Raw genomic sequence first — 26,114 nt, forward strand, 5'->3', positions numbered from 1 at the left:
ATGTGACCAACTTCATGTAAACCTCTTGACAGCCACCCAGTCCGGATGGTTGATTGTCACTACTATATCGGTTTAGTAATCAACCGATATTACTCTCCCACCCTTTGGCAAGACATCCTGATGAGGAGTATATATGCGTAAGTATGCCCCCGGACTGGCCGCATTGGCGGCTGCATCCATGGCATTGGCGGGATGCGGTGGCACGAGCCAGGCAAAGCAGCCTGGCTCAGAGGCCATCGCCGGCGAAGTCAGCCTGCAGACCTGGTCCCTGACCCCCAAGTTCACCGACTATCTCAATGACGTCATCAAGGGTTTTGAAGCCAAGTATCCCGGCACCAAGGTCAAGCTCGTAGACCAGCCTGGCGACGGCTATTCAGAAAAGGTGCTGACCCAGGCCGGTTCCGGCACCCTGCCCGATGTCGTGAATCTGCCACCCGACTTCGCTCTGCCCCTCGCCAGGCAGGACATGCTTCTGGATGTGTCCGCGGTGGACGACACTCTCCATGACACATATGTGGCCGGAGGCCTGTCCGCCTTTGAATACAAAGGGCTGAACGGTACGTGGGGCTTCCCTTGGTACTTGAACACGGATGTCAACTACTGGAACACCGGCAAACTGAACGCCAACGGCCTCGACGGAAAGAACCCGCCGAAGACCACCGATGAGTTGTTTGAACAGGCCAGGATTCTGCACGACAAGTCCGGCGGCCAGGAATACCTGCTCAGCCGCAAACCCGGCGTCGACGACTTCACACGGGCAGGAATAGCCATCCTTGCCGAAGACGGCAAGAGCGTGGTTTTCAACACCGATGGGGCCGCGGCCCTGCTGGATAAATACCGCGACGCGTACAAGAACGGCTATATGCCGCCCACCGTGCTCAATAATGACTACCTCGGAAACTCCAAGCTCTTTACCGAAGGCAAGGTCGCCTGGACCACCGGCGGCGGCAACAGCATCCCCAGCTTCGAAAAGGACAACCCCAGTCTCGAGGGCAAGGTTGTTGCCACTCCGTCGCTGGATCTGCCGCCCCTGTACGTTCAGGGGCTGGCAGTCAGCAGCAAGAGCAAAAACCGGCCGGCCGCCGTCGCTCTGGCCAAATGGGTGACGAACGCAGAAAACCAGGGCAAGTTCGCGCACCTCGTTAACATTTTCCCCAGCACAAAGTCATCCGCCAGCGATCCATACTTTTCAATGAGCGACGGTACTCCCGCCAGCGATGCCAAGGTGCTGGCATTCAAGGGCCTGGAAACGGCCGGCAACCTTCAGCCCTACGAGATCAACGGCGCAATGTCCGACATCCTCAGCCAGCAGATCGCCCTGGCCATCAAAGGCGATGTCTCCAGCAAGCAGGCCCTTGACGATGCAGCCGAGAAGATCAACCTGATGCTCTCCCGCGGCTAGGAATTTCCCTCCAACCGCTCGCGAAAGGCATCCAGAAAGCTAGGAATCGATGAAGTCCCACCGTTGGTTTACCCCCTGGGCCTTGGTCTTGCCAGCCCTGATCTGGCTGTTCGTCTTCAGTATCTGGCCAACCCTCAACACCATCCGGCTGTCGTTCACCAACACCAAGCCTCTCGGCGGCGGCGACTTCGTTGGGTTCCGCAATTTTGTTGATCTTTTCAAGGATGAACAGCTTGGCTACGCATTGCTGAACAGTGCGATTTACATGGTGGTCTGTTTGCCTCTGCTGACCATTGGCCCATTGCTGATCGCCATCCTGATCCAAAAGAAGCTGCCTGGAATTACGTTTTTCCGCACCGCCTTTTACACACCGGTCATTGCCTCCGCCGTCGTCGTGGGCCTCATGTGGACGTGGCTGCTGGACGACAGGGGCCTGATCAACAACATGGCCTCCAGCCTGGGCTTCATTCAGGGCCCGCTTCCCTTTCTGACGGACCGGTGGCTCGTACTCTTTAGCGCCATCAGCCTCACCGTCTGGAAGGGGCTGGGATATTACATGATCATCTACGTCTCGGCCCTGGGCAATGTCCCCAAGGAACTGCATGAGGCTGCGGCAGTGGATGGCGCCAGCGTGGTCCGGCGCTTCTTCAACGTCACCCTGCCCAGCCTGCGCAACACGATTGTCCTGGTCAGCATCCTCGTCTCGGTGTCTGCGCTCAGGGTCTTCTCGGAGCTCTACATCCTTACCGGGTCAAAAGGCGGCCCTGGCGGCCAGGATATGTCCGTGGTCATGCTCATCCAGCAATACGCCCGGGGGTTCTACGGCGATCTGGGATACGCCTCAGCACTGAGCATCGTGCTGTTCGTCGTCACCATCGTCCCCATGCTGGTGCTTGTCCGGATCAATAGGAAGGCGAATGACCAGTGAGCCTACAAAGCCAAACCCGGCCGGTTCCTTCACCCGCAAGGGACGTCCGCGCAGACGCACCCAGACCGAGACGGCGCCGCAGAAGTTTCAACAGCACCTCCCGGCAGGAGATAGTCCTCCGCTACGTCCTGCTGGTCTTCATTCTGTTTATCTGTGTGGGCCCCTTTCTGTGGGAACTCTCCACCTCGCTGAAGGGCGCCGGCGAAGACATATACACCACAACGCCTTCGTTCATACCGGAGCAGCCCACGCTGGATAACTACACCGCCGTTTCCAACGCCATTCCCGTCATGGGGTACATCGGCAACTCCCTGACTGTGGCGGCGTTGAGCATCACCGGAAATGTTTTTGGCGCTACCCTTGCCGGGTTCGCCATGGCAAGGCTGAAGTTCCGGTTCCGGAAGATCGTGATCGGCGCATTCCTCGCTACTCTGGTCCTTCCCGGCGAGGTCACTATCGTGTCGCAGTTCGTGACCATCAAGGATCTGGGTCTGGCTGACACCCTGCTGGGAGTGGCGCTGCCAGGCATGATCGCCGCGCTGAACGTCCTGCTGATGTACAACGCATTCCGGGCCATCCCGGAGGAAATTGACCAGGCCGCCGTCATGGATGGCGCCAATGTCTGGCAACGTTTGCGATTCATCGGCCTGCCATCGGTCAAGGGAACGCTCGCCGTGATCATCATCTTCACCTTCATCGGGGCGTGGGACGACTTCCTCTGGCCGCTCATCGTCCTGACCGACCCCCAGAACTTCACCCTGACCATAGGTCTGCAGTATCTGGCCAGCACGTTCAGCACCGACCAGCGGCTCGTTGCAGCAGGCGCCATGATCGCGTTCATCCCCGTCGCCGTCGTTTTTGCATCCCTGCAACGGTGGTTCTTCAAGGGCGTGGGAGAAGGCGCAGTCAAGGGCTAGCCCCGTCGCAGACCACAATTCCAACAACACGAAAGACTGGAGTCCCTCGTGAAAACAAACCCCACTACCCGTTGGCGGCTGGCGGCCGCTGCCGGAGTCCTCGCAATATCCGGTGGCCTCATGATGGCCCCGCCGGCGAGTGCCGTGGAAGACGATCACCGCGTGGTTGTCTACTACCAGACGCAATACAACAACGGTCAATATGTCTCCCCTAAGCCCCTGACAGACAGGCGCACTGGCGTGACGCACCTGATCGTGGCCGCCATCCACGTCAACGGCACCCCAGGGGACATCAAGCTGAACGACGACGCTCCCTCGGATGCCAAGTTCGATCCGATGTGGCAGGACCTTGCCGGGATGAAACGCAATGGCGTCAAAGTTCTTGGGATGCTCGGCGGGGCCGCCCAGGGCAGCTATCAGCGCCTGGAACCGGAAACATTCGACACCTACTACCCCGCGCTGAAGGCCATGATCGGCAAGTACGGGTTTGACGGCCTCGACCTGGACGTCGAAGAGAACATGTCCCTCACCGGCATTGAGAACCTGATCGACCATCTCAAACTGGACTTCGGCAAGAGCTTCATCATCACTCTGGCTCCCGTTGCTACCGCCCTGGCTGCCGGCGGCAATCTGTCTGGGTTCGACTACGACCAGCTGTACAGGGGCCGCGCCACTTCCATCAACTGGTTCAACACGCAGTTCTATTGTGGCTGGGGTTCCCTGTCCTCCACCGCCGGATATGAAGCAATCATCGGCCGTGGAGTGGTGCCTGCCAGCAAAGTTGTGGCTGGCACCTACACCACAACAGAGGGGTGCTCCGGCTACGTTCCCATGCCAACGCTGAAGACGACCATCAAGTCCTTGACCCGCATCTATCCGGACTTTGGCGGCGTGGCTTCATGGGAATACTTCAACTCCTTGCCGGGCGGAACAAACGCGCCCTGGGAATGGGCCCGACACGTCAGCCGCGCCATGAAACCCTGACCATGCTGAAAGCGATAGGCAAAACACTCGTGCCAGGCGAACGGAACAGCAGCAACCATCATCGGCGTCGACGTCGGCAGTTCGAAAACCCGCGGCATCAAATGGTGCGGCGCCGTCGTACAGGCCGTCTCAGTTGCAAGTGCCAGCGTGCAGAACGTCTCCGAGGCTGAGGCGAAGTCCAACCCGGCACGTCTGTTCGACGAGTTGGGGGCCGAAGTAGTGGACGAGGTCTACGCCGGCGCCGGCGGGCGTGAACCACGACGGCGACGAGTCCCGTGCGGGCGGTTGGGGTTTCCTCCTGGGGGATGAGGGAGCGGGCACTGGTTCGGCCGCGAGGGCGGTTCGGCATGGCCTGACCCGCATGAACCTGGACTTTGCCCCCGATTCGCTCGCCCGGGCATTGCTTCTGCGCTGCTGACTAGCCGATCCGAAGGAGCTGATCGCGAATTTCCACAACGGCACCGGCCGCCGCTATGAACCAACCGCTCCTGCAGCATGCCCTTGAGGGCACACCCTGCAACTCGCGGTGTGACGGATGTACGGATACTGGAAAATAAACCGGTGCTGGCGTCCGCATGCCGGCCCGCGCCCACCAGCTACACCGAAAGAGTCCACATTGACGCATAATACCGAGGCTGTCGAAACTACCGAGGCGGAGATCCGGGCGCTTTTGAATGATTGCGCGGTCAGGATCCGCGCGGTCACCGGCGACGAACGCCTGGCCGAAATGTTCACCCGTTGTATGCGCAACACGATTGAAACCACAGTCCAGCGCGTCACGGACGGTTCCACGTTCGTCATCACCGGGGACATACCGGCGATGTGGCTGCGCGACTCCTCGGCCCAGATGCGCCCTTTCCTGCCGCTCGTGACCGCTGACGGCGGCCTCTACGAGACGATCGCCGGGCTGGTGCGGAAACAGTTCGAGTACATCAACCTCGATCCGTACGCGAACGCCTTCAACGGCGAACCCACGGGCGCATCCTACGATCCAGGCGACGCCTGCGAGAACCCCTGGATCTGGGAGCGTAAATACGAAGTCGATTCGCTCGCCTTCCCTGTCCAACTGGCCCATCAACTGTGGCGGCAGAGCGGCCGCACCGGGTTCTTCACGCCGGCTGTGCACGATGCGTTTCGCACGATCGTGACGCAATGGCGCGCCGAGCAGGACCACCGAGCAAATTCCCGCTACCGTTTCGAGCGCGACACCCCGTTGGCGAGCGAGACACTGGCCGATGGCGGCCTCGGCTCTCCGGTGGCCATCACTGGTATGACCTGGAGCGGTTTCCGGCCCAGCGACGACGCCTGCGTGTACGGCTACAACATCCCGGCGAATCACTTCGCGCGCCTGGCCCTGCTGCACATTGCCGAGATCGCAGAGCTTGTGTACTACGACGCCGAACTGGCAGCCGGGGCGCTCGGCCTTGCCCACGAGATTCTTCGCGGCATTGAGCAGCACGGAACCGTTGACCACGAGACGTTCGGGCGGATTTTCGCCTACGAAGTCGACGGACTGGGCAACGCCCTGCTGATGGACGACGCCAACATGCCCAGCCTGCTCTCGCTGCCTTTGGCCAGCACGCTGACAGCCGACGATCCGATCTACCAAGCGACGCGCCAATTCATCCTGAGCCCGGAAAACCCGTACTTCTACGAAGGCACGGCGGCTTCCGGAATTGGCAGCCCGCACACGCCGCCAGGTTACGTCTGGCACATTGCGCTTGCAGTGCAGGGCCTGACAGCCGAGAGCAGGGAAGAGCAGTGGCGGATACTCGAAATGCTCCGCGAAACCGACGGAGGAACCGGCTTCATGCACGAGGGCTTTGATCCCGATGACCCAACCCGCTTCACCCGTCCTTGGTTTTCCTGGGCCAACTCGATGTACTGCGCGCTGCTGCTCAGCTACTGCGGCATCACGGAGCCAGCGCCGCCGCGGTAATTCCATTGCGGGGCCTGCCCTGCGTTCGTGATTGCCCGTAAAGAACGCACAGCAGGCCCTGCAACACGATAGATTTGCAGGCATGACTGAAGTCACCTCCCCTGTCGCCGAATCCCGTGATGCTGATCCCGCTGCCGCAGCAGGCCGCGGCACCATCCTTGTTGTCAACGGCCCCAATCTGAACCTCCTCGGAACGCGCGAGCCGGAGAAGTACGGCACCTCCACGCTGGCGGACGTTGAGCAGCTGGCCATGTCGGCCGCCGAAGCCCATGGCTTCACCGTGGACTGCATCCAGTCCAACCACGAGGGCGATCTCCTGGACGCCATACACGCAGCCCGGGGCACCGCGGTCGGCATTGTCATCAATGCCGGCGCCTTCACTCACACCTCGGTGGCTCTCCGGGATGCGCTGGCCGCCGTGCAGTTGCCCGCTGTGGAAGTCCACATCACCAACGTGCACCAGCGCGAGGAGTTCCGCCACCATTCCTACCTGTCCGGGGTGTGCACCGCCGTGATCGTGGGCGCGGGCGTCCACGGCTACAAGCTGGCCATCGACTACCTGGCTGAAGCGCTCTAGGCCCATGGCCGGGGCTGCTTCCGCGGCTGGCAACCAGCCAAGCCGTACAGCGGGGTGGTACCGGCACTTTGGGCTTTTTGAAGCCCCGGGATCGTCCGCCTGCTACGCCGAGTGGACGCTGGGCATCTCCGACGATCCCGGGCTGATCGCGCGCATCGATGAATGGCCGCACGACAAACGGCAGCCCAACCTCATGCTTGCCGCCGCGCGTTTTCTGGGGGCGCAGATCAGCTCATATTCGGAGTTCCGCGGATTCGTGGATGCCCACTGGGCCGAGATTTCCCGGATTGTGCTTTCGCGCGCCACGCAGACCAACGAGGCCGGACGCTGCGCCACCCTGCTGCCGTCGCTCGCGGCTATCGCCGCGGCCGAGGGCAAGCCGCTGGCCCTGATCGAGGTGGGCGCCTCCGCCGGACTGGTCCTGTTCCCGGACAAATACAGCTACGAGTTCGACGACGGCACAACGGTCACGCGGCTGTCCCCGGACCCGGTGGTTGATCCCGTCCCGGTGCTCCGCTGCACCACAACCGGCCCGGTCCCGATCCCGGACAGGCTCCCGCAGGTGGTCTGGCGGGCAGGCATCGATCTGAACCCCCTGGACGTCAGCAACCCCGACGACGTCGCGTGGCTTGATGCCCTCACCTGGCCTGAGCAGGACTTTCGGCGGGACAGGCTGCGCCAGGCGGTCGCCGTCGCACAGCAGGATCCGCCGCTGCTGGTGGCCGGCGATCTCAACGAACACCTGCTGGCCCTGGCCGCCCAGGCGCCAGCCGATGCGGCACTGGTGGTGTTCCACAGTGCCGTAATGGGCTACCTCAGCGCGGGGGACCGTGCCCGCTTCCGCCTCACGATTGAAAGTCTTGCCGATAGCCGCGGCTGCCATTGGCTGTCCAACGAGGGCCACATGGTGATCGACCATGAGGACGGCTCCAATGTGGTCCCCGAAATCGACAAGGACCGGATCCGGGGCAAGTTCCTGCTGCTGCACAACGGAGCGCCGGTGGCTATCACCGGCCCGCACGGCCAGAGCCTGGAGTGGCTATAGACCTCGGTGGCCACGCTTGTCGAGACACCGGTGGCCGTCCCCGCCCCGGTGGTCGAGCTTGTCGAGACCACACTGGCCTCCACCAATTACTTTTGGATGCACTGCCCGGAGGATACCGGGCTGCTGAGTCCGGGTGCCTGTGCCGCCACGGGGTTCAGATCGTCCATGGTGATGGCGAACCCGAGGGAGGCGTCGGAGGTGCTTTTGGCGAAGATGACACCGGCTACCAGTCCGTCGGTGGTCAGGAGGGGTCCGCCCGAGTTACCGGGCTGGACGTCACCCGCCAACCGGTAGACGTCCTCCGCCGACGGGTTGTTCCCATAGATGTCCGGCACCAGTACCGAGGTGATGTCCTGCACCGTGGCAGGCTTGGACTGGAATGGTCCGCCGTGCGGGTAACCGGCGAAGGCAGCCGGGCTGCCGGCTGGCAGGTCCGGGCTCAGGGGCAGGGGCTGGGACGGCAATCCGTCTACTGCCAGGACGGCAAGGTCGCGCTTGCTGTCGAAATACACCACGCGGCCGGGCATCGCGCCGCCGCCCGGAATCTCCACAACGGGCTGCGACACGCCCGCAACAACATGTGCATTGGTGACAACCCGGCCCGGCGACACCACAAAGCCCGAGCCTGTCTGGTTCTGCCCGCACTGGAACGCGGTGCCGGCGATTTTCAGCACAGACTCAGCAGCCCGGTTGAGCGCCGCGGTGTCTGTACTGGCGTTCGGAACAGCCACGGGCTGTCCCTGCCCGAGGCCCTCGATCAGGGTTGGAATTCCGTTGCCGATCACCGTGGACCGCAGCTGTGCCATGGTGGTTTTGACCGGTAGGGGGGTGAGTCCGTCGATAAAACGGATCACCTTGGACTCGGCAAGCTGCTGGGAGACGAACGGGACACCGAGGGAACCGATACTGAACGCCAGCATGGACATCACCAGTGCGGACACCACCACATTGACGCCGCCGCCAACAAGCCGGTCCGCGGCCCGCAAGGGCTCGATCCGCACGGCACTGCGGATTTTCTGCCCGATCATGGTGCCCAGCGCGTGCCCCAGAATCATCAACAGGACGGCGGTGGCCACAATCGCGGTGAGCCTCCACCCGCTGTCCCTAACGAAACCGCTCACCAACGGCACGGAAATGAAGGCCGCCACGGCGCCGGCGGCAAGGCCGGCAATGCCACCCAGCGTCACCAGGAAGCCGTTGCGCAGGCCATAGATCAAATAGGACAGCAGAGTCAGAATCAACGCCAGGTCCAGAACGGTCAAGCCAAACACCGAGGCTCCTCACAAACAGTTGAGCCCCAATTCTAATCGTGAAGACTGACAGTATGCCCGGCGGGCATCCGCGGCCCTCTGCACGCCCGATCCGGGCCCAGGGAAGGCAACACAGGACGGTCCGCCGTCCGCCCGGCTGCCATTTCGCGCGTTTCGGGTGCCAACTACGTCATAGGAGCGCCAAAATTCTGAAACAATGGCTGAAGCGCCACAGCCGACACATTTATTCAGGAGATTTCATGGACATCGAGGTATTGCGCCGCGCGCCCCTTTTCGCCACGCTCGACGACGAAGCATTCCGTCTGCTGACGGACGAGCTTACCGAGGTGGACCTTTCGCGCGGGGCATCAGTTTTCCGCGAGGGTGACCAGGGCGACCAGCTCTACTTCATCGTCTCCGGCAAGGTAAAGCTCGGCCGCACCTCCCCGGACGGCCGTGAATCGCTTCTGGCGATCCTGGGCCCGGGCGAGCTCTTCGGCGAGATGGCACTTTTTGATCCCAGCCCCCGCACGGCAACGGCAACGGCCGTGTCCGAAACGCGTCTGGCCGGCCTGAAGAACGAAAGCCTGAACGCACTGCTGCGGACCCGCCCAGAGGTTTCCGCCCAGCTGCTGCAGGCACTGGCACGGCGACTTCGCCGCACCAACGATTCACTCTCCGACCTCGTGTTCTCGGACGTCCCCGGCCGCGTGGCCAAGGCTCTCCTGGACCTGGCCGACCGCTTCGGCCGCCCGGCAACCGACGGCGTTCTGGTGGCACACGAGCTCACGCAGGAAGAACTTGCCCAGCTGGTGGGTGCGTCCCGCGAAACCGTCAACAAGGCGCTGGCCGAGTTCGTCCAGCGCGGCTGGCTCCGCCTGGAGGCACGCGCCGTCGTCATCCTGGATATGCAGCGCCTCCGCCAGCGCTCCCGCTAGTCCACAAACTCACGACGCGCAAAATTCTCTGCGCTACGCAAAATGGCTGGCGACGCCCGGATTCGGGTGTCGCCAGCCATTTTACGTGTCGCCAGCAAATTTAAGCGTCGCTAGCGTTCCCGCTGGGGTTCGCCGGCCACTGTCTTTGCTGCCTCAACTTCGAGCATGAGCTTGCCGTCTTCCTCGACGAGCTTCGGCTGGTAGACGTGGGCTTTGCGTTTGTAGCTCAGGTAGGCGATGCAGCCATTCGCAGCCGCCATCTTTTCGAGCATGATCTCAGAGCCCGGCACCAGCAATTGGCCGAGCTTCAGGCCAACGGTGTTCTCCTGGCCCACTTCGTCGCCCAGCGCCGATGTATCCCGCTCACCAATGACCTTGGTGACGCAGGCCCAGCGCCCCCACACACCCTTGCTGGCCAGGAGCGACGGCTTCTGGTTCACGGGCACGGTGGCCGCGAAGTAGCGGGTATTGAAACGACGGTGCGCAAAGTCGGGGCTCTGCCAGTTCACCAAGGACTTGAGCAGGTCAGTCCGCAGGGACATCCCCCGCTTGGCCAGGACGTCAGTGAAAGACTTCTCCTGCGCCGCCACGGCTTCACGTGCCCGCATCCATTCCTGCGTGGACGTGGCCTCGATGGTGGTGGAGAGGTCCGGTCCGGCCAAAAGCACGCCCGTTTCCTCGAACAGCTCGCGGATCGCGCCCACCACGTGGCGGCGCGCCAGCCCGACGTCGGCGGTTCCCATTGACTCGGCCCATTGCTGAGGTGAGGGGCCCAGCCAGCCAAGGGCGTCGTCGTCGGACGCTTCCAGTGAACCCCCGGGGAAGGCGAGAACACCCAGCGGGGAGGTACCCGGCCGGTAACCGAGCCAGGTCTCCAGGCCGGTGGGCGAATCGCGCAGCAGTACGACGGACGAGGCGAACCGGGCGGCGCGGGGTGTCCGTTCGCCGTGTTCGAGCCAGCTTTGTGCCGCCCCTTCGAGATCGGGAGGAATAGCAAACAGTCGACGGGCTAACTGAGGCAAGAGTGGTGACCGGTCCTTAGCTGAATTCAGCGATCAGTTCGACTTCAACGGGAGAGTCGAGGGGCAGGACTGAAACGCCGACGGCGGAGCGGGCGTGCTGGCCCGCGTCGCCCAGGACCTTGCCCAGCAGCTCCGACGCGCCGTTGACGACACCAGGCTGTCCGGTAAAGGACGGATCCGAGGACACGAAGCCGACTACCTTGACGATCCTGGTGATGCGGTCCAGGTCCCCGATGACGCTCTTCACAGCAGCCAGCGCATTGACGGCGCAGACCGCGGCGTAGGCCTTGGCCGCTTCCGGCGAAACGGTGGGCTCATCAGACGCGCCCTCGGTGCCGGCGGAAACCTTGCCCGTAGCTTCGAGTTTGCCGTTAATAAATGGCAGCTGCCCGGAGGTGTAAACGTGGTTGCCGGAGATGATCGCGGGCACGTAGGCGGCTACGGGGGCGGCCACGTCCGGGAGGGTCAATCCGAGCTCGGCGAGGCGCTGTTCCACCGCGGAAATCGGGGCTGTTTCGGCGCCGGCGCTGGTTTCTGCAGGAGTGCTCATGGCTACTGCTTCTCCCTCTTGAGGTAGGCAACCAGTCCGTTGCCATCGGGGCCGGTGACTACCTGGACGAGCTCCCAGCCGTCCTCACCCCACTGGTCAAGAATCTGCTTCGTGGCGTGAATAATGAGCGGAATCGTTGCGTACTCCCATTTGGTCATGAACTAAAGCCTAGTCCTTGCCGGTAAACTGAAAAACATGGTGACTCGTAAGAACCCCATTTTCGACACAGCCACTACCCTCGGAAAGATTCTAGGTTTCCTTGGTGTGAGCGCTATTTGTGGTGTCCTGGTGGCGGGGCTGCTGGTTCCCGCAGCTGCCGTTTCCGGCAACACAGCCAGCGGCTCCATCGAATTTTTCGACACTCTTCCGGCAGAGCTGAAGGTGGACCCGCCCAGCCAATCCACCAGGATTCTGGCCTCGGACGGCAGTGTCATTGCAAACCTCTTTGCGGAAAACCGCACCAAGGTTCCGCTGGATAAGATCTCGCCGTTTATGAAGGACGCCGTGATCTCCATCGAGGACACCAGGTTCTACGAGCACGGCGGCGTTGACACCACGGGCATCCTGCGCGCCCTGGTGAGCACCGCACGGGGCAACAAACAGGGTGCCTCCACCATCACCCAGCAATACGTCAACAACGTTCTCAATGCTTCCCTCGAGGCTGAGGGCAACACCCAGGACATCAAGCTCAACGGCGTGAACAAGGGCGTGGGTGACAAGCTCCGCGAAATGAAGCTGGCCATCGCCATGGAGAAGAAGTTCAACAAAGAGCAGATCCTTGAGGGCTACCTCAACATCGTGTTCTTCAACCGTGACGCCTACGGCATCGAGGCCGCGTCCAAGTTCTTCTTCAGCACCACCGCCAAGGACCTCACCCTCCCCCAGGCGGCACTTCTGGCCGGGCTGGTCAACAGCCCCTCGGCTTTCGACCCCATCACCAACCCGGACAACGCCAAGAAGCGCCGGGACCTGGTGCTGAGCGCCATGCTCACGCAGAAGAAAATCACCCAGGTTCAATACGATGCCGCCGTTGCCACACCCGTGACGCCCAAGGTCACCCCGGCCCGCCAGGGGTGCGCCTACGCTTCCACCGCGCCGTACTTCTGCGATTACGTGCTGCACTTGTTGCTCAACAACCCGGCCTACGGTGCCGACGCCGCCGAGCGCGAAAAGAAGGTGTTCCGTGGCGGCCTGACCATCACCACCACCCTGGACCCCAAGGCGCAAAACGCGGCGCAGGCCCAGGTGGATGCCACTGCCGGAGCCAATCCGGACAAGTGGGGTGCGTCATTGGTCTCCGTGCAGCCGAACTCCGGCAAGATCACCAACATGGCCCAGAACACCAAGTGGTTTGCGGCCAACGGCAGGTTTGACAGCAACATCAACTTCAACGTCGACAAGCTCGATAAGAATGGTGGTGACCTGAACGGCCTTGGCGGCGCCCAGCCGGGGTCCACCATGAAGCCCTTCACCTTTGCCCAGTGGCTCGATGAGGGCAAGTCGATGAACACCACCATCAACGCGGCCGTGCGCCGCTATCCGCAGGACTTCCCGTGGAGAAACACCTGCCCCAACCCGACGGAAGGCTGGTATGACGCAACAGTTCCCGAAAGCTTTGACCTGCAGAACTCCGACGAGGGTTACTACCGGCCCATGTCAGTCCTGTACGGACTCATGAACTCGATCAACACCGCCACCTTCGCCTCGGCGGCCCAGGTTGACCTCTGCGGCATCCAGAAGATCGTCGACGCGGCGGGCATCCACGGCGGGCTGCCCGACGTGGACAAGCAGGGGAAGGTCACGGAAGCCAACCCGCAGGTGAAAATGACAAGGCTGGGCAACCTCATCGGTTCCACCCAGACGGCGCCCCTGACCATGGCATCGGCGTTCGCCACATTCGCCAACGACGGAAAGTATTGCGAACCCATTGCCATCACCTCGGTGACGGACGAAACGGGGGCCAAGTTGCCCGCCCAGTCCCCCAGCTGCCGCGACGCGATCAAACCCGAAGTGGCCCGCGGAGTTGCTTATGCAATGCAGGAGGTCCTGAACCAGGGATCCGGCTCGCTCATCCAGCCGCGTATCTCCACCAAGACGAACTTCCCGATCGCGGCCAAGACGGGCACCAATGACTCCAACGGCTCGACCTGGGTTGTGGGCTACACATCTGGCCTGGCAACGGCATCCTGGTTCGGCGATCCACTCGGAAACCAGAGCCGCGAGGGCCGGAACCTGACGATCAACGGCCAGTTCTATGCAGGCATTGACGGCTACATGATCGCAGGGCCTCAGTTCTCCAAGTTCATGGCCCAGATCGCTCCGTCATATGGCACCAACCCCTTCCCGGAACCGCCGTCCAACCTGCTGTACGAACCCGTGACGGTCCAGCCGCCGGCGGAGCCAACGCCCTCGGAGCCGTCCAGCCCGCCCTCCAAGGACCCAGGCAACGGCGACAAAAAGGGCGGAAAAGGGTAGTCCGTGACGGCCTCAACTCCGCTGGCAAGCCGCGTCCGGAACATCGGGCGCGGCTTTGCCGTCACTGCCGCAGCCGGCACCGTGGCCGGCCTTGCGGCCACTGGCTACGGGCTGTGGGAGAAGAACCAGTTTGTGCTCCGCGAAGAGACGCTGCCCATCCTGCCGGAGGGCCAGAGGCCCTTCCGGATCCTGCATCTGAGCGACATCCATTTCGTTCCGGGCCAGAACATCAAGGCCGAATGGCTTGCTTCCCTGGCCTCGCTGAAGCCGGATCTTGTGGTGAACACCGGCGACAACCTCAGCCATGCCAAGGCAATCGAGCCGCTGCTTAAGGCCCTGGCCCCGCTGCTGGAATTCCCCGGCGTATTTGTCCCGGGCTCCAACGACTACTTCGCGCCCGGGTTCAGGAATCCGGCCTCGTATTTGCTGGGCCCTTCGAAAACCAAACCGGACCGCGTGGAGCTGGACTGGCCGCGGCTGCGTTCCGGCTTCGGAATGGGCGGCTGGGTGGATCTCACCAACCGCAACCAGTCCCTGGTGCTGAACGGCCTGCGGTTTGACTTCTCAGGAGTGGACGATCCCCATCTGCACCGCGAAAGGTATGCCGGCTGGCCCCGGGGCACCAAGGGCCAGGATTCCCAGCCGCACCTGCGCGTGGCCGTCATCCATGCCCCTTACCAGCGCGTGCTGGACCACTTCACCGAGGACGGCGCGGATCTCCTCCTGGCCGGCCACACCCACGGCGGCCAGCTCTGCATCCCCGGCTACGGCGCCATCATCGCCAACTGCGACATCCCCACCTGGCGCGCCAAGGGACTGAACGACTGGGAAAGCAAGGGACGCACGACGCCGGTGAACGTCTCCGGCGGCATCGGCACCTCACGCTTCGCCCCCATCCGCATCGCCTGCAGGCCCGAGGCCGTGATGCTGACGCTGACGTCCCGCAGCTGAATGCCAGGGGTTTCCGCAAGCTCAACCACCGCGCTGGGTGCAGGCCCCCATTGCGAAACGGAATAACTGGCCAACTTTCATGCGCCCTCTGATTTCATGTGAAACGTGTCACGCCATGGCATAGGGTAGTTGCTACGGGAAACTACATTCGGTTTAGAGCTTGAGAAGCGGGCATGGCCAAGCAGACTTCATTTTTCAGATCAATCAGCCGTCTTTACCCCCATATGAAGCCGATCATCCCCCGGCTTTTCATGGGGCTTATCAGTGCGCTGCTGGCAAGCCTCGTGGCGCTCACCATCCCCCAGGTGCTGCGCATCCTGATCAACGATTCGCTCCAGGCGGGCGGGGCGTCGGACGCTGTGTGGATTGCCGCCGTCGTGATCTTGATTCTCGGCATCGCCGAGGCCGGGCTGGTAGCCCTCCGCAGGTTCTTCGTCATCAACCCGGCAACCACGGTGGAAACCAGGATGCGGGTTTCGCTCTACGGCCACCTGCAGGACCTCACCGTCTCCTTCCATGACCGCTGGGGTTCCGGGCAGCTGCTCTCCCGCGCCATGACTGACCTGAACTTCCTGCGTCGCTGGATGGCCTTCGGCGCCATCATGCTGGTGGTCACCACCCTCACCGTGTTGATCGGCGTCGCGGTCATGTTCTCCATGAGCTGGCAGCTTGCGCTGATTTTCCTCGCCGCAGCCGTTCCCATCATCATCTACGGCTTCCGCTTCCGGACGCGCTTCAGCAAGGTGGCCAGGCGCAGCCAGGACCAGGCCGGCGACCTCGCCACCACGGTGGAAGAATCCGTCCACGGCATCCGGGTGCTCAAGGCGTTCGGACGCAGCCGCGAGGCCCTGGAGAACTTCAACGAACAGGCCGAGGAACTCCGCCAAACAGAGATCGCCAAGGCCAAACATCTCGCCACCTTCAGCCTGGTGGTCACCCTCCTCCCCGAGCTGGCTCTCGGTGCCGGGCTGGTGGTGGGAGTGATGCTCGCCGCGAGCGGCCAGCTGAGCATCGGCGCCCTGGTGGCATTCTTCGCCACCGCGGCAGTGATTGCTGCACCCGTGGAATTCTGCGGCATGCTCCTGGCAATGGCCCTCACCGCCAAAACGGCCGTGGACCGCCACTACGAGGTCATGGACTCGGTCAACACCATCACCAGCCCGGACCATCCATCGCGGCCGACAGAGCTCAAGGGCGCCCTCAGCTTCAACAGCGCCACCTTCGCCTTCGAGGACGCCCCCGCCAAACCGATCCTCAAGGACATCAGCCTGGACATCCGGCCCGGCGAAACCATGGCGCTCGTGGGCATCACCGGCAGCGGCAAGAGCGCCCTACTCCAGCTGGTGCCAAGGCTCTACGAGGTCACCGAAGGCTCCATCAGCATCGACGGCGTGGACCTGCGCGAATTCAGCGTGGAGGAACTGCGCAAAGTGGTGGGGGTGGCGTTCGAGGACACCACCCTGTTCTCCAGCTCCGTCCGGGACAACGTCCTTCTCGGCGCCGGTGAGCGTACCGATGAAGCACTGGAGGAAGCGCTCGACGTCGCCCAGGCCCACTTCGCGTACTCCCTGCCGGAAGGCCTGGACACCCTGATCGGCGATGAAGGGCTGAGTCTTTCCGGCGGCCAGCGCCAGCGCATCGCGCTGGCCCGCGCCATCGCAGCCCGGCCCAAGGTGCTGGTTCTGGACGATCCCCTGTCCGCCCTGGACGTCAACACCGAGGAGCTGGTGGAAACACGCCTGCGTGAGGTCCTTGGTGACACCACCACGCTGATCGTCGCCCACCGGCCGTCCACCGTGGCGCTTGCCGACCGGGTGGCGCTGCTTGAGGAGGGCCGGATCACCGCCGTCGGAACCCATACGGAACTGCTGGCCGAGAACCACCACTACCGCTACGTGATCGCGAGCCTGGACACGGAACCCCGGGACCTGGACTCAGAACTATCGGCCCTCGAGGACCAGTCAGAGGAAGTCATCCGATGAGCACAGCAACCTTCGGCACTGCCAACGAGGACAACGCGCACCTCAGCAAAAGCGACAGCAAAACCGTACGACGCCGGTCAGTCACCTTGCTGGGGTCGCTGATCCGCCCCGTGCGGCTGCGGTTCTGGCTGACCATCGCCATGGTGGTCCTGTCGCAGGCCGCCCGCGTGGCCGGGCCGGCGCTGATTGCCTTTGGCATCGACCACGCGCTGCCGGCCCTGCAGGCAGGCGACAATGTCCCGCTGGTGCTGGCCGGCGTCGCGTACCTTGCCGCTGCAATCGTCACAGCAGGCCTGACGGCCATGTACGTGACGTCCACGGCGAAGCTCAGCCAGGCCATGCTGCTGGATCTCCGGCTGCGGGTCTTCAGGCACACACAGCGCCTCAGCCTGGAATTCCACGAGAAGTACACGTCCGGCCGCATCATCGCGCGGCAGACCTCGGACCTTGAAGCACTCCGTGAGCTCCTGGACTCCGGTGTGAGCTCCCTGGCGTCCGGCATGCTGTTCATGGTTTTCACGGCCATCACCGTGTTCGCACTGGACTGGCGCAGCGGCCTGATGGTGCTTGCTGCCGGCGTTCCGATGTACTTCCTGGCCCGCTGGTACCAGAAGCATTCGCAGATCGCCTTCCGGGAATCGCGTGTGGTCTCTGCCCGGCTTATTGTCCACTTTGTGGAAACCATGACCGGCATCCGCGCGGTCAAAGCCTTCCGCAAGGAGCGCGAAAACGCCGACGTCTACGGCCAGCTGTCCGAGGACTACCGCCTGGTGACTGTCCGCTCCATCAACCTCAACGGTATATTCCAGCCCGGACTGGTGCTGATCGGAAACGTCTGCGTGGCCGTGGTGCTGCTCTTCGGCGGCTTCCGCGTGCTCTCCGGCGAACTTGCCGTGGGTGTGCTGCTGGCGCTGATCCTCTCCACTAAACGGTTCTTCCAGCCCGTGGACCAGATGGCCATGTTCTACAACTCCTTCCAGAGCGCACAGGCTGCCCTTGAAAAGGTTTCAGGGCTCCTCCAGGAGATCCCCACGGTCCGCCCTCCCAAGAATCCGGTGGCTCTCCGCGATGCCCAGGGCGCCATCAATTTCAAGGACGTGGAGTTCGGCTACGGCGACGGGCCCGTGATCATCCCCAAAATGGACCTGCATATCCCAGCCGGGCAGACAGTCGCTCTTGTAGGCCAGACCGGCGCGGGCAAATCCACGCTCGCCAAGCTGATCGCCCGCTTCTACGACGTCTCATCCGGTTCGCTGACTCTGGACGGCGTTGACCTGCGCAACCTCACGACGCCGGACCTGCGCCGGAACGTTGTGATGGTCACCCAGGAGGCGTTCCTGTTCAGTGGTACCGTGGCGGACAACATCGCACTGGGCCGGCCCGAAGCAACCCGGACGGAGATCGAGGACGCCGCCAGGGCTGTGGGCGCCCACCACTTCATCGCCGAGCTCCCGGAGGGCTACGACACCGACGTCAACAAGCGCGGCGGCCGCGTTTCCGCCGGTCAGCGACAGCTCATCAGCTTCGCCCGCGCGTTCCTGGCCCGGCCGGCGGTCCTGATCCTGGACGAAGCAACATCGTCGCTGGACATCCCCTCCGAGCGGCTGGTCCAGAACGGCCTGGCGCGCCTCCTGCGGGGCGCAGGGGACGACGGCGGCACTCCCGGCAGTGCCGGTACCCGCAGTGCCGGGCGGACGGCCCTGATCATCGCCCACAGGCTCTCCACTGTGGAGACCGCGGACCGCGTCCTGGTGGTCCACGACGGACGTGTGGTGGAGGACGGCACGCCTGAAGAACTGATCGGCGGCGGCGGACGCTTCGCGCAGCTGCATGGGGCTTGGAGGGACTCGCTCGTCTAGCGATCCGGGCGGGGCAGTCCGGCTGACCGGGCGGGGCAGCGGATTTCGCATCCGGCCCCGCCATCCGCTATTCTTGTAAAGTTGCTTTTGCAGCGGATCGGGATGTGGCGCAGCTTGGTAGCGCGCGTCGTTCGGGACGACGAGGTCGCAGGTTCAAATCCTGTCATCCCGACCAAAAAAGAGGGCCTCCCACGGGAGGCCCTCTTTTGTGTCTCCGGCTTCGGCTGTGGCCGGTTCAGAAGTGCTGATTCGGAAGTTCTGATCACGCATCGGGACAAAGAACTGGCCCCGGGACATGGTTCGCGCATGTCCCGGAGCCTTCGTTCCCTTGCTGGAGGTTTTTGGTCCTGCACCTCAAGAGACCGGTGCGGGCATAACTCGGTTGTTACATCGGGTCCGGCCAGTTGCCGACATTCGTGGTGTATGTCTTGCCGCCCTTGGCGGGGTAGGACATGGGGTCGGGCCAGTTGCCCACGGCATGGGACACCCGCATGGGATCCGGCCAGTTACCAACGGCAACAGATGTACCGGCGAGATCGGCGATCGGACCTGCTGACATCACGGCGGGAGCCGCAGCAGAAAATGCCAGTGCCCCTGCCAGAGCGGCAGCGGAAGCAATCTTCTTCAACATAAGAGTTCCTCAATACGAGTCGGATTCGTTACAAAGTCAGCACTGTCCTTGTTGACATACATTGTAAAATGTTTTCCACAGGGACTGTCAAGCATTAAGTACAAAGACTGTCCGGAATGAGGAGGAAAACCGGTGGGGAACGGATTCGGGGAGAAGCTCCGCGCCGAGCGACTCGAACGTGGGCTGACGCAGGCTGAACTGGGCAGGGACTTGTATTCGCCCAGCTACATTTCCCTGCTGGAAACCGGCCGCCGGGAACCAACAGCCGAGGTCATCGAAGAGCTGGCGCGCCGGCTGGAGATGGCACCCAAAGCCCTCGAGGCATGGAGCCAGCCCATCTCCGTCAGCGATGCGGAGTATGTTCTGGCAGGCCTGTATGCGCGGCAGGCCTGGGATCTGCGGGACTACCCGCTGGCCGCCAGCCATGCCGTAACGGCAGCACGGATCGCGCTGGAGGGAAAGAACACCAGCGCGTGGTGGAACATGAGCTACATGCAAGCTGAATGCCTCATCAAGCAGGGCGAGTGGCAGGAATGCCGCAAGATCATGCAGCACCTCCTGGAACACCCCATGGCGGTTGAATCAGCCGGCCTTGGCGTCCGCGCGCGGCAGATGCTCGCCGCAGTCTGCCAGGGGCAGGGCCAGCTGAGCGCCGCCGTCGAGCATGCGCAGGAAGCGGTGAAGCTGTGCACCCAGCTGCCCCATGGCTCCACACTGATCATCGGCGCGCTCCGCGCCCTGATCGGCGCACTGGCAGAAAGCGGCCGGCTGGACGAGGCCTGGACCTACTGCGAGGCCATGAACGAGCAGACGGACGAGAACTCAATGTCCCAGCTGGCAGGCGAAGTGGCCTGGGTTATCGGCAACGTGGCGTTTATGCGGCACGACTACGCCGAAGGCATCAAGTACCACGAGCGGGCGGCCAGGCAACTGTCCCCCGCCAACGACATCGAGCTCTGGGCCCGCTTTAACAAAGCATCCGCTGCGGTCCGGCTTTCGTCCGGAATTGTGGAGCCGGAGACGCTCGCCTCCATCGAACGCGCCGAACTCGCGCTCTCCATTGTGGGCGGCAACAAGACCGACGAGCTGGAAGTCGCCTTCATCCGTGCACGCTGGCTCTACCTCACGGGCGACATCGTGGCGGCCGTGCTCAAGCTCCGGGAAATCCACGCCGAGCGCGCTTCGCTGGCCAAGCACACGGCCGGCGAAGTGTCGCTGCTGCTGGGCAAGTCGCTCAAGGCGGCCGGCGAATCCGAGGAAGCCCTGGTCCACCTCGAGGACGCCCAAAAGGAATTCAGTGCAGCAGGCGCCTCGGACCGGGTCCAGCAGGCCATGGATGCGGTGCTGGAAATCAAGCTCGCCCAGCGCCGCGCCGCCGCCGCTGAGGCCAGCTAGACCGGACACGAAACCTGCCGAAACAGAACTGCCCCGGCCGAAGCCGGGGCAATTTTTGTTGTGAGGCTGGCTAGACGAACGTTTCGCCCGTGAGCTTCTCGTAGGCCTCGACATAGCGGCTCCGGGTACGGCTGATGACATCCCCGGGCAGCACCGGCGGCGGGGTGCCGGACGCCTTGTCCCAGCCGGACTCGGCCGAGGTCAGCCAGTCGCGGACGTATTGCTTGTCATAGGACGGCTGGGATTGTCCGGGCGCATACGTGCCGGCATCCCAGAATCGGGAGGAATCCGGGGTCAGGACTTCATCGCCCAGCGTGATGGTACCGGTGACCACGTCGTATCCGAACTCCACCTTGGTGTCGGCCAGGATGATGCCGCGGCTCCGGGCCACCTCCTCGGCCTTCGTGTAGATCTTCAGGGTCAGCTCGCTCAGACGGGCAGCAATGTCATCGCCCACCATGGCCACAACGTCGTTGTAGGTGATGTTCACGTCATGCTCGCCCACCTCTGCCTTGGCCGAGGGCGTGAAGATCGCCCGCTCCAGCCGCGAACCATCCACCAGCCCCTCGGGCAAGGGGATGCTGCAGACGGTGCCTGACTGCGTGTACTCCACCAGCCCGGAGCCCGTCAGGTAACCGCGGGCGATGCACTCCACCGGGAACATCTCCAGCTTCTTGCAGATCATGGCCCTGCCCTCAACAGCCTCCGGAACGCCGCCTTCAACCGTGGATGCCAACACGTGGTGCTCAACGTCCAGCTGGTCAAACCACCACAGGCTCAGCTGCGTGAGGATGCGCCCCTTGTCCGGGATCTCGCTGGCCAGGACGTGATCGTAGGCGCTGATACGGTCGCTCGCCACCACCAGCACGCAGTCCTGTCCGACCATTTCCCGGATGGAATCGTCTGCCGGAACATACAGATCGCGGACCTTCCCCGAGTACACGTGCTCCCAGCCCGGCAGATCCAGGGTCTCGGTTTCGAGCCCGCCTGCGTTGGTTCCGGAGTTGTTCAGTTCAGCCACTGTCATGCCTTTGCTTTCGGGGCGGCCGCTTTGGCCACAGGCAGCACACCGGTGCCGCCTGACGTTACCTTGATCTCGCCGCGGGCGGCCTTGCCGCCAATGTCAGTGCGGAACTGGGAGCCTTCCAGCTGAACCAGCTCCACGCCGTCGTACGCCTTTTCACGGGCCTCCACGAGGTCCGTGCCCAGCGCGACCACTGCGAGAACGCGGCCACCCGCGGAGACCACCTTGCCGTCGTCGTCGAGCTTGGTTCCTGCGTGGATCACGTGGACACCGTCCAGCTCGTCAACCTTCTTGAGCCCGCGGATGCGGTCCCCGGTGCGCGGGGTGTCCGGGTAATTCTCGGACGCGACGACGACGGCGACAGCGGTCTCCTTCAACCAGCGCAGCTCTTCTGCCTTGTCCAGTTCGCCCTTGGCAGCTGCCAGCAGCAGCGCACCGAGGGGCGTCTTGAGGCGGGCCAGCACGGCCTGGGTCTCGGGGTCGCCGAAGCGGACGTTGAACTCAATGACGCGGGTGCCGCGCGAAGTCAGGGCGAGGCCCACAAACAGCACACCCACAAACGGGGTGCCCCGGAGGGCCATCTGCTTGACCGTCGGCTGGGCCACGCGGTCGATGACTTCCTGGACCAGGCCTTCGGGCGCCCATTCCAGCGGAGTGTACGCGCCCATGCCGCCGGTATTGGGCCCTTCATCGTTGTCGAAAATGCGTTTGAAATCCTGTGCCGGGGACAGCGCCACCGTGTTGTGGCCATCGCACAGAACAAAGACGGAGACCTCGGGGCCATCCAGGAATTCCTCGATCACCACGGTTCCGCCGGCGTCGAAGCAGGTCTGAGCGTGAGCCAGGGCTTCGTCCCGGTTTTTGGTGACCACCACGCCCTTGCCGGCGGCCAGTCCGTCGTCCTTCACCACGTAGGGTGCGCCGAAGGTATCCAGGGCCGCTGCGGCCTCTTCCGCGTTGCTTGCCACCAGCGCCATGGCGGTGGGCACGCCAGCCTCGGCCATCACCTCCTTGGCGAACGCTTTGGAGGCCTCCAGCTGGGCCGCGGCCTTGCTTGGGCCGAACACCGGAATTCCGGCATCACGGACAGCATCCGCCACCCCTGCGGCGAGCGGAGCCTCCGGGCCGACAATCACCAGATCCACGGTGAGCCTGCTCGCGAGCGCGGCAACTGCGTCCGGATCGTTGCCGTCGATGGCGTGCGTGGGGACCAGCTTGCTGATGCCGGCGTTGCCCGGCGCCGCATGGACTTCGGAAACGTTGGGATCGGCGAGCAAGGAGCGGACAATGGCGTGTTCGCGGCCTCCGGGGCCAATGACGAGTACCTTCACAGTCACCAAGGGTACTTTGTGGACGCTGCTGCCTCCTAAGCTGTGTCCTGCCTGCCTTGCGGCGAGGCTTTGTCCGGGGCGTCCGGGGCACTTAACCGGGGCCTGCGTCCGGAGAAAGGGCGGCTAATCAATCCGCGGAGCAGCCGGCTACGAATCACCGGCATGAAGAAACTGATGAACTGGCTCAAGGGTCCCGCCGCATTGGCCGCGCTGGCCGGTGTGGCAGCCGCCGCCGTCGTACTCTCCGTTGCGGAACTGATCGGCGCATTCTTCACCGCGAGGGCAACGCCCTTAATCGCCCTGGGGTCCACCTTTATTGACTTCACGCCGCCTTGGATGAAGGACTTTGCCATCGCAACGTTCGGCACCAATGACAAGGCCGCGCTGTTTGTCGGCATGGGCCTGACCATTTTCCTGCTGGCCTGCGTGCTTGGCGTGGTGGCCTACCGCAGGTGGGCGCTGGGTGTGGCCGGCGTGCTGCTGATGGGCGCGGTGATCGTGGCCAGTGTGGTGACACGTGCCAGTGTGAAGCCGGTTGACGCCATCCCAGCGCTGATCGGCACTGTTGCCGGGCTGGTGGCGCTGCGGCTCCTGATTGCACCGCTGTGGCGGCTCAGGCCCTTCCCTGACACTCCTGCCGATACCGCTGCCAAAGGCACCGAGCGGCCTGTCACCTCGCGCCGCGCCTTCTTCGCCGCGACCGGCATTGCCGCGGCAGCTGCTGCCATCGCCGCCACCGGCGGACGCCTCCTGAGCGCCGCACGCAGCAACGTGGCCCGGGCCCGTGGCTCCCTGAAACTTCCCGCGCCCGCCAAGGCCGCTCCCTCCCTTCCTGCCGGCGTGCAGTCCCCCACGCCGGGCGTGACTCCGTGGCTAACGCCCAACAAGGATTTCTACCGGATCGACACCGCGCTGAGTGTCCCCGAAATCAACGCCGAGGAATGGGAACTCCGGGTCCATGGGCTGGTGGAGCAGGAAATACGCCTCACCTTCCAGGACCTGCTCGACGCCGAACTGATCGAGTCCCATGTGTCCCTCACCTGTGTTTCCAACCCGGTGGGCGGAAACCTGGCCGGCAACGCCAAGTGGCTGGGCCTGCCAATCCGCGAAGTCCTCAAGCGGGCTCGCCCCAAGGACGGCGCGGACATGGTGCTCTCCACTTCGATCGACGGGTTCAGCGCCTCCACTCCCCTGGAGGTCCTGCAGGACCACCGGGACGCCATCCTGGCCATCGGCATGAATGACGAGCCACTGCCCCTGGAGCACGGCTACCCGGTCCGCATGGTGGTTCCCGGACTCTACGGCTTTGTCTCCGCCACTAAATGGGTGGTTGACCTTGAGGTGACCCGCTTCGCTGACAGCAAGGCCTACTGGACCCAGCGCGGCTGGTCCGAACGCGGCCCCATCAAAACCATGGCACGTGTGGAAGTGCCGAAGTCCTTCGCGCAGGTTGCCGCCGGACGGGTGGCCATCGGCGGCACGGCCTGGGCCCAGACCCGCGGCATCACCAAGGTGGAAATCCAGATCGACAACGGCGAATGGGCCGAGGCCGTCCTGTCCGCCGAGGCCTCCGTAATCACCTGGCGGCAGTGGTCATACGACTGGGATGCAACCCCCGGCCCGCACTACATCAAGGTCCGTGCCACGGACGGAACCGGCGAGGTCCAGACGGACAAGCGGGCAGATCCCGTCCCGGACGGCGCCTCCGGCTGGCAGTCGGTTCTGGTGACCGTGCAATAGCCCGGCACGGCGCAGGTCCACGGCGCAGCGGCACGGCGCAGGTCCACGGCGCAGCGGCACGGCGCCGGGGATTGCAAGTCCGGCACCATAGACTTGCATCATGCCCCAAAATTCGCATGCCACGTTCACTGTGGAGTCCGCCGTCGAGCTGGCCGTTGTTGAACGCAGCGGATTCGTTGAGTCCCGGCACATCGGCTCGGCCGTGGTGCTGGCCGGGGACGGCACAGTGGTCACTGAACTGGGCGACATCACCACGCCCATCTATGCCCGGTCCACCCTCAAACCGCTCCAGGCTCTCGCATCCATGCAGTCCGGTGTTCCGTTGCGGGGCGCCCAGGTGGCTTTGGCGTGCGGCAGCCATATTGGCTCTCTGGATCACATGGACATTGTGGAAGGCATGCTCAAGGCTGCCGGGGTTAAGGAAGAACAACTCCAGTGCCCCTCGGCCTGGCCGCAGGATGAAACCGCCCGCAACTGGCTGATCCGCTCCGAAAAGGGCAAGTCCAAGCTTGCGTTCAACTGCTCCGGCAAGCACGCGGCCTTCCTGTGGGCCTGCACGGAGAACGGCTGGGACACTCACAGCTACCTCGAGCCCAACCACCCCCTGCAGCAGCGCATCCGCGCCGTAATCGAGGAATACACCCAGGAGAAGATCGCGCACCTGGGCATCGATGGCTGCGGCGCTCCCGTTGCGGCGGTTTCGCTCACCGGCCTGGCCCGCGCCTTTTCGCGGCTGGCCAGGGCTCCCGGGGACAAAAACTCCAACGCCCGCGCAGCCACCGTCGCCACGTCCATGCTGGATTACCCGTGGGCGGTCCAGGGCCGCGGCGAGGCCAACACCATCGTGATGGACGAGCTGGACGTCATTGCCAAGATCGGGGCCGAGGGCGTGCTGGCCATGGCCACACCGCAGGGCGCTTCCGTCGCAGTGAAGGTGCTGGACGGCAATCTCCGGGCCACGACGCTGGTGGGGCTCACGCTGCTGGCTGCCGCCGGCGCCGTTGACATTCCCGGAGTGTCCAGTGTGCTGGAAAAGGTTGTTGAGCCAGTGCTGGGCGGCGGCCGGCAAGTGGGCAAGATCCGGCTGGGCCACGCGGTTTCGGCCCTGCTGGACTAGAGCCCGGCTGGAGTGGAGCCCTGCTGGGCTAGAGCCCGGCTGGACTGGAGCTAAGCC

The 26,114-nt window shown here is 63.7% G+C and carries 22 protein-coding genes and 1 tRNA gene; 16 read left to right on the forward strand and 7 right to left on the reverse strand.

Annotated features, from left to right (window positions below):
* The first annotated feature begins 133 nt into the window (after positions 1-133).
* The 7 genes from V3C33_15415 to V3C33_15445 all read left to right on the forward strand — a co-directional run bounded on the left by V3C33_15415 (position 134) and on the right by V3C33_15445 (position 7,792).
* Positions 134-1,402, forward strand: coding sequence for a sugar ABC transporter substrate-binding protein (locus tag V3C33_15415; GenBank protein ID XAS66849.1), 1,269 nt, complete (start codon positions 134-136; stop codon positions 1,400-1,402).
* 49 nt (positions 1,403-1,451) lie between these two features.
* Positions 1,452-2,330 carry a sugar ABC transporter permease gene (locus tag V3C33_15420; protein XAS66850.1) on the forward strand — a complete coding sequence of 293 codons (879 nt, stop codon included), beginning with the start codon at positions 1,452-1,454 and terminating at the stop codon, positions 2,328-2,330.
* Positions 2,327-3,247 (forward strand): carbohydrate ABC transporter permease, encoded by a 921-nt coding sequence (locus tag V3C33_15425; protein ID XAS66851.1) that lies wholly within the window; start codon positions 2,327-2,329, stop codon positions 3,245-3,247. The genes V3C33_15420 and V3C33_15425 overlap by 4 nt, the downstream gene beginning before the upstream one ends.
* 48 nt (positions 3,248-3,295) lie before the next feature.
* On the forward strand, positions 3,296-4,231 hold the full coding sequence (locus tag V3C33_15430) for a glycosyl hydrolase family 18 protein (protein ID XAS66852.1): 936 nt from the start codon (positions 3,296-3,298) through the stop codon (positions 4,229-4,231).
* A gap of 616 nt (positions 4,232-4,847) precedes the next feature.
* Positions 4,848-6,170, forward strand: coding sequence for a glycoside hydrolase family 125 protein (locus tag V3C33_15435; protein ID XAS66853.1), 1,323 nt, complete (start codon positions 4,848-4,850; stop codon positions 6,168-6,170).
* Positions 6,171-6,252: 82 nt separating this feature from the next.
* Positions 6,253-6,747 carry a type II 3-dehydroquinate dehydratase gene (gene aroQ / locus V3C33_15440; GenBank protein ID XAS66854.1) on the forward strand — a complete coding sequence of 165 codons (495 nt, stop codon included), beginning with the start codon at positions 6,253-6,255 and terminating at the stop codon, positions 6,745-6,747.
* Between the two features lie 4 nt (positions 6,748-6,751).
* The gene (locus tag V3C33_15445; protein XAS66855.1) at positions 6,752-7,792 is read left to right on the forward strand and encodes a DUF2332 domain-containing protein; all 1,041 of its coding nucleotides are present in this window, start codon (positions 6,752-6,754) and stop codon (positions 7,790-7,792) included.
* An 86-nt stretch (positions 7,793-7,878) separates the two neighbouring features.
* On the opposite strand, the gene V3C33_15450 is transcribed toward V3C33_15445, so the two are convergent.
* A complete protein-coding gene (locus tag V3C33_15450) occupies positions 7,879-9,063 on the reverse strand; it encodes a MarP family serine protease (GenBank protein XAS66856.1) in 1,185 nt (394 codons plus the stop codon).
* A gap of 239 nt (positions 9,064-9,302) precedes the next feature.
* On the opposite strand from V3C33_15450, the gene V3C33_15455 reads away from it, so the two are divergent.
* Entirely contained in the window at positions 9,303-9,980 is a 678-nt protein-coding gene (locus V3C33_15455) for a Crp/Fnr family transcriptional regulator (GenBank protein XAS66857.1), read from the forward strand.
* 110 nt (positions 9,981-10,090) lie between these two features.
* On the opposite strand, the gene V3C33_15460 is transcribed toward V3C33_15455, so the two are convergent.
* Genes V3C33_15460 through V3C33_15470 form a run of 3 tightly spaced genes read right to left on the reverse strand, consistent with a single transcriptional unit; the run spans position 10,091 to position 11,710 of the window.
* Positions 10,091-11,002 (reverse strand): NUDIX hydrolase, encoded by a 912-nt coding sequence (locus V3C33_15460; GenBank protein XAS66858.1) that lies wholly within the window; start codon positions 11,000-11,002, stop codon positions 10,091-10,093.
* 16 nt (positions 11,003-11,018) lie between these two features.
* A complete protein-coding gene (locus tag V3C33_15465) occupies positions 11,019-11,552 on the reverse strand; it encodes a RidA family protein (GenBank protein ID XAS66859.1) in 534 nt (177 codons plus the stop codon).
* 2 nt (positions 11,553-11,554) lie between these two features.
* Positions 11,555-11,710: a DUF4177 domain-containing protein gene (locus tag V3C33_15470; GenBank protein ID XAS66860.1), complete on the reverse strand. Its 156-nt coding sequence runs from the start codon at positions 11,708-11,710 to the stop codon at positions 11,555-11,557.
* A 37-nt stretch (positions 11,711-11,747) separates the two neighbouring features.
* On the opposite strand from V3C33_15470, the gene V3C33_15475 reads away from it, so the two are divergent.
* From V3C33_15475 to V3C33_15495, 5 genes are all read left to right on the forward strand, one after another.
* The gene (locus V3C33_15475) at positions 11,748-14,027 is read left to right on the forward strand and encodes a transglycosylase domain-containing protein (protein ID XAS66861.1); all 2,280 of its coding nucleotides are present in this window, start codon (positions 11,748-11,750) and stop codon (positions 14,025-14,027) included.
* A gap of 3 nt (positions 14,028-14,030) precedes the next feature.
* Entirely contained in the window at positions 14,031-14,978 is a 948-nt protein-coding gene (locus tag V3C33_15480; GenBank protein XAS66862.1) for a metallophosphoesterase, read from the forward strand.
* Positions 14,979-15,151: 173 nt separating this feature from the next.
* Positions 15,152-16,960 carry an ABC transporter ATP-binding protein gene (locus V3C33_15485; GenBank protein XAS66863.1) on the forward strand — a complete coding sequence of 603 codons (1,809 nt, stop codon included), beginning with the start codon at positions 15,152-15,154 and terminating at the stop codon, positions 16,958-16,960.
* Positions 16,957-18,819 carry an ABC transporter ATP-binding protein gene (locus V3C33_15490; GenBank protein XAS66864.1) on the forward strand — a complete coding sequence of 621 codons (1,863 nt, stop codon included), beginning with the start codon at positions 16,957-16,959 and terminating at the stop codon, positions 18,817-18,819. Before V3C33_15485 ends, V3C33_15490 begins: the two co-directional genes overlap by 4 nt.
* A gap of 98 nt (positions 18,820-18,917) precedes the next feature.
* A tRNA-Pro gene (locus V3C33_15495) sits at positions 18,918-18,994 on the forward strand.
* Between the two features lie 210 nt (positions 18,995-19,204).
* On the opposite strand, the gene V3C33_15500 is transcribed toward V3C33_15495, so the two are convergent.
* Positions 19,205-19,450 carry a hypothetical protein gene (locus V3C33_15500; protein ID XAS66865.1) on the reverse strand — a complete coding sequence of 82 codons (246 nt, stop codon included), beginning with the start codon at positions 19,448-19,450 and terminating at the stop codon, positions 19,205-19,207.
* A gap of 132 nt (positions 19,451-19,582) precedes the next feature.
* Between V3C33_15500 and V3C33_15505 the strand changes: the two genes are divergently transcribed.
* The gene (locus tag V3C33_15505) at positions 19,583-20,845 is read left to right on the forward strand and encodes a helix-turn-helix transcriptional regulator (GenBank protein XAS66866.1); all 1,263 of its coding nucleotides are present in this window, start codon (positions 19,583-19,585) and stop codon (positions 20,843-20,845) included.
* Positions 20,846-20,915: 70 nt separating this feature from the next.
* On the opposite strand, the gene V3C33_15510 is transcribed toward V3C33_15505, so the two are convergent.
* Both V3C33_15510 and purD read right to left on the reverse strand, forming a co-directional pair.
* Positions 20,916-21,866, reverse strand: coding sequence for a phosphoribosylaminoimidazolesuccinocarboxamide synthase (locus V3C33_15510; protein XAS66867.1), 951 nt, complete (start codon positions 21,864-21,866; stop codon positions 20,916-20,918).
* Positions 21,867-21,868: 2 nt separating this feature from the next.
* Entirely contained in the window at positions 21,869-23,200 is a 1,332-nt protein-coding gene (gene purD, locus V3C33_15515) for a phosphoribosylamine--glycine ligase (protein XAS69758.1), read from the reverse strand.
* Positions 23,201-23,362: 162 nt separating this feature from the next.
* On the opposite strand from purD, the gene V3C33_15520 reads away from it, so the two are divergent.
* Together V3C33_15520 and V3C33_15525 are read left to right on the forward strand one after the other, a co-directional pair.
* On the forward strand, positions 23,363-24,940 hold the full coding sequence (locus V3C33_15520; protein XAS66868.1) for a molybdopterin-dependent oxidoreductase: 1,578 nt from the start codon (positions 23,363-23,365) through the stop codon (positions 24,938-24,940).
* A gap of 100 nt (positions 24,941-25,040) precedes the next feature.
* Positions 25,041-26,057 carry an asparaginase gene (locus V3C33_15525; protein ID XAS66869.1) on the forward strand — a complete coding sequence of 339 codons (1,017 nt, stop codon included), beginning with the start codon at positions 25,041-25,043 and terminating at the stop codon, positions 26,055-26,057.
* The last annotated feature ends 57 nt before the right edge of the window (positions 26,058-26,114 follow it).

The sequence above is a fragment of the Micrococcaceae bacterium Sec5.7 genome, from assembly GCA_039636785.1.
Classification (GTDB): Bacteria; Actinomycetota; Actinomycetes; order Actinomycetales; family Micrococcaceae; genus Arthrobacter.

Excerpts from the sequence above, each read along its gene's own strand:
- V3C33_15475 (XAS66861.1), top strand. The coding sequence starts at position 11,748 with ATGGTGACTCGTAAGAACCCCATTTTCGACACAGCCACTACCCTCGGA.
- V3C33_15465 (XAS66859.1), bottom strand. The coding sequence starts at position 11,552 with ATGAGCACTCCTGCAGAAACCAGCGCCGGCGCCGAAACAGCCCCGATT.
- V3C33_15525 (XAS66869.1), top strand. The coding sequence starts at position 25,041 with ATGCCCCAAAATTCGCATGCCACGTTCACTGTGGAGTCCGCCGTCGAG.
- aroQ (XAS66854.1), top strand. The coding sequence starts at position 6,253 with ATGACTGAAGTCACCTCCCCTGTCGCCGAATCCCGTGATGCTGATCCC.
- V3C33_15415 (XAS66849.1), top strand. The coding sequence starts at position 134 with ATGCGTAAGTATGCCCCCGGACTGGCCGCATTGGCGGCTGCATCCATG.
- V3C33_15520 (XAS66868.1), top strand. The coding sequence starts at position 23,363 with ATGAAGAAACTGATGAACTGGCTCAAGGGTCCCGCCGCATTGGCCGCG.
- V3C33_15420 (XAS66850.1), top strand. The coding sequence starts at position 1,452 with ATGAAGTCCCACCGTTGGTTTACCCCCTGGGCCTTGGTCTTGCCAGCC.
- V3C33_15500 (XAS66865.1), bottom strand. The coding sequence starts at position 19,450 with ATGTTGAAGAAGATTGCTTCCGCTGCCGCTCTGGCAGGGGCACTGGCA.
- V3C33_15455 (XAS66857.1), top strand. The coding sequence starts at position 9,303 with ATGGACATCGAGGTATTGCGCCGCGCGCCCCTTTTCGCCACGCTCGAC.
- V3C33_15490 (XAS66864.1), top strand. The coding sequence starts at position 16,957 with ATGAGCACAGCAACCTTCGGCACTGCCAACGAGGACAACGCGCACCTC.
- V3C33_15445 (XAS66855.1), top strand. The coding sequence starts at position 6,752 with ATGGCCGGGGCTGCTTCCGCGGCTGGCAACCAGCCAAGCCGTACAGCG.
- V3C33_15485 (XAS66863.1), top strand. The coding sequence starts at position 15,152 with ATGGCCAAGCAGACTTCATTTTTCAGATCAATCAGCCGTCTTTACCCC.
- V3C33_15470 (XAS66860.1), bottom strand. The coding sequence starts at position 11,710 with ATGACCAAATGGGAGTACGCAACGATTCCGCTCATTATTCACGCCACG.